This is a genomic window from Paracoccus sp. UBA5162 (assembly GCF_002413585.1).
Taxonomy (GTDB): Bacteria; Pseudomonadota; Alphaproteobacteria; order Rhodobacterales; family Rhodobacteraceae; genus Paracoccus.
Genome location: NZ_DHXG01000012.1, coordinates 3,145 through 6,207 on the forward strand (window position 1 = coordinate 3,145; position 3,063 = coordinate 6,207).

The 3,063-nt window shown below is 68.7% G+C and carries 3 protein-coding genes and 2 pseudogenes; 2 read left to right on the forward strand and 3 right to left on the reverse strand.

Translation table 11 applies throughout. The features are described 5' to 3' along the window. Both B4A72_RS01345 and B4A72_RS01350 read left to right on the forward strand, forming a co-directional pair. Positions 1 to 438: mannonate dehydratase (locus B4A72_RS01345; protein WP_292977984.1), on the forward strand; the 438-nt coding region annotated here is incomplete at its 5' end. Further along, positions 435 to 1,352, forward strand: a complete 918-nt coding sequence (locus B4A72_RS01350; RefSeq protein ID WP_292952245.1) for a sugar kinase — start codon at positions 435 to 437, stop codon at positions 1,350 to 1,352. The genes B4A72_RS01345 and B4A72_RS01350, both read left to right, overlap by 4 nt. Before the next feature lie 3 nt (positions 1,353 to 1,355). Here B4A72_RS01350 and B4A72_RS01355 read toward each other — a convergent pair whose 3' ends face one another. From B4A72_RS01355 to B4A72_RS01365, 3 genes and pseudogenes are all read right to left on the reverse strand, one after another. Continuing rightward, complete coding sequence (locus tag B4A72_RS01355; protein ID WP_292977985.1) at positions 1,356 to 2,489, reverse strand: alpha-D-ribose 1-methylphosphonate 5-triphosphate diphosphatase; 1,134 nt, start codon at positions 2,487 to 2,489, stop codon at positions 1,356 to 1,358. Between the two features lie 326 nt (positions 2,490 to 2,815). Next, a pseudogene (gene phnK / locus B4A72_RS01360) lies at positions 2,816 to 2,914 on the reverse strand (phosphonate C-P lyase system protein PhnK); the annotation flags it as partial. Between the two features lie 41 nt (positions 2,915 to 2,955). Beyond that, positions 2,956 to 3,063 (reverse strand): annotated as a pseudogene (locus B4A72_RS01365) (IS110 family transposase); the annotation flags it as partial.

The following is a 3,063-nucleotide window of genomic DNA, read 5'->3' on the forward strand; positions in this document are numbered from 1 at the left end:
GCCGAACGGATGGCCGCCGTCGATCTTCCCGCCAATGGCATCACCCTGTGTTCGGGATCGCTGGGCGCGCGGCCCGACAACGACCTGCCCGGCATGATGGACCGGCTGGGCGACCGGGTGCATTTCCTGCACCTGCGCAATGTGCGCCGCGACGGCGACGCGATCCGGGGTTCTTTCTTCGAGGACGAACATCTGGCCGGCCAGACCGACATGGTGGCGCTGATCGCCGCGGTGCTGCGCGAGGAAAGGCGGCGGCGACGGGCCGGGCGGTCCGATGCGGTGATTCCGATGCGGCCCGATCACGGTCAGGATATCCTCGATGATCTGGGACGCGACGGCCAGCCGGGCTATCCCGCCATCGGCCGCCTCAAGGGTCTGGCCGAACTGCGCGGGGTCGAGGCGGCCCTGAGCCATCCGCTGACGGAGGTGCCGGCATGAGCGGCCTGATCCTGTCCATCGGCGAGGCGATGCTGGAATTGTCGCGGTCGGACACGCGCGAATTGTGGCGTCTGGGGATCGCGGGCGATACGCTGAATACCGCCTGGTATCTGCGCCGGACCCTGGGGACCGACTGGCGCGTGGGCTATCTCAGCCGCGTCGGCACGGGCGAGTTCTCGCAGAAGATGGTCGATTTCCTCGATGCCGAGGGGATCGAGACCGCGCATGTCACCCGCGACGCCGACCGCGAGATCGGCCTTTACGCGATTTCGCTGAAGGATGGCGAGCGCAGCTTTTCCTATTGGCGCGACAATTCCGCCGCCCGGCATCTGGCCGACGATCCGGAGACGCTGGACACTGCGCTGGCAGGGTGCCGCATCGCCTATCTGTCGGGAATCACGCTGGCGATCCTGTCCGACGCCGGGCGCGACAGGCTGCTGGCGGCGCTGAAACGGGCGCGGGCATCGGGCTGCCGGATCGTCTTCGACCCGAACCTGCGACCCCGGCTGTGGACCGGGGCCGCCGCGATGCGCCGCTGGATCGAGGCCGCGGCCTCGGGCGCCGATCTGGTCCTGCCCAGCCTCGAGGACGAGATGACCCATTTCGGCGATACGGATGACAAGGCGACTCTGGCGCGATATCTGGATCTGGGCGCGGGCGAGGTGGTCATCAAGAATGGCGGCGAGCCGATCCGGTTCGGCGGCGCACAGGGCGTCGGCGTGGTCGGCGATCTGGAACGCGCCACGCCGATCGATACGACTTCGGCCGGCGACGCCTTCAACGCCGGCTATCTGGCCGCCAGCCTTGGCGGCGCGGGTCCGGAGGATGCGATCCGCGCCGGTCACGCGCTGAGCCGCAAGGTGATCGCCCATCCCGGCGCGCTGGTCCGCGAGGCGGTCGCGGCGCCGGACTGATCCTCAGCCGACCTGCCGGCCCTTGACCCAGACCCCGGCCACCCGCAGCGTCCGGTCCATGTCGGCCAGCCGGATCAGATCGGCGCGCAGGCCGGTCCCGATCCGGCCGCGATCCGTCAGGCCGGTCGCGCGCGCCGGGGCGTCGGTGACGGTCGCGAAGGCGCGCGCCGGATCCTTCCACACACGCGCCAGATGCTGCGCCCCCAGCAACAGGCTGGAGGGCACGTAGTCGGACGAGATGATATCCAGCAATCCGTCCCGCGCCATCGCCTCGGCCGCGACATTGCCCGAATGGGATCCGCCCCGGATCAGGTTCGGCCCGCCCATCATCACCGCAATGCCGTGGTCGTGGCAGGCGCGCGCGGCCTCTTCCGTGGTAGGGAACTCGGCCAGGCGGATGCCATAGCCGGCGCTGGTCGCGACCTGATCGGCGGTGGTGTCGTCATGGCTGGCCAGCGTCGCGCCCAGGCGGCGCGCGGCGGCGACCGCGCCGGCCTCGTGCGCGGCGCCGAAACGGTCGCGCAGCGCGGTCAGGCGCGCGACATGATCGGCGAAGGCCGCATCGGTAAGCCCCTTCCTGCCCTGCACAAACCGGGCCAGCTTGGCGATGTCACGGAATTGACGCTGGCCGGGCGTGTGATCCATCAGGCTGACCAGCCGGACGCGATCCTGCGGCCCGAATTCGGCCAGTTCGTCCAGCAGGGTCCGGCTGCAAATCTCGGCCCGCAAATGGATCCAGTGACTGATCCGGGTCCGTCCCTCGGCCTGCAGAGCATTGATCTCGCTGACCAGCGGGCGCGCATATTTCGCGTAGCCCGCCCCGTCTTCGGGGATCGACCCGACCCTTACCGCGTCGAGGACCGTGGTGATCCCGGCCGAGGCCAGTTCACCGTCATGGGCGAAGATCGCGGCAGCATGGGGCCAATCCACGCCGGGACGCGGCTGGATATGCCGTTCCAGATTGTCGGTATGCAGCTCCACCAGGCCGGGGGCGACGTGGTCGCCGCCGCAATCCATCGCGCCGGGCGGAACGGCGGCGCCCTCGCTGATGGCCACGATCACGCCGTCCTCCACATGGATGGCGCCGCGCATCACGCGGTCGGGCAGGATCAGTTCGGCATTTGCAAGGATCATCATGGAACAACCTCGTCCAGCGCAGCGAGAAAGGCGATCGTCGAAACCGCCGGATCGCCGGAATTGTCGATACGAATCAGGCGCAGGTTCCCCGGATCGAAGACCGCCTCGCGGGCGATGCGATCGGCGATCTGCGCCCGATCCTCGCGCCCGCGCGCAGCCAGCCTTGCGACACAAAGCGCCGGTTCCGCGCCGACATGGATCACGCCCAGCCCCGGAAAGACCCGCGCCGCATCGGCCAGGCAGCGCCGCGACAGGTCGACCAGCACCGTCCCGCCACCGGGTTCCGGCCAGGAAACACCGTAGCACAGGCCATGCGCCTGCCAAGCCAGCCGCACCACGGCAAGATCATGCGTCACCACGATCGCGGACAATCCCATGTCGCGCACAAGCCCGCGCAGCAGATCCAGCAGCCGCGCCTGAACGCTGTCAATAATCGGTGTCCGAACAGACAAGTTATCCGTTTTGATCAAGGGGCGGTTTCGGCCCATTTTCGGTCATCCCTGATCAGGGCGTTTGCGAGGATCAGGAGCTTGCGCATGACGGCGGTGATCGCGACTTTCGCCGGCTTTCCCGC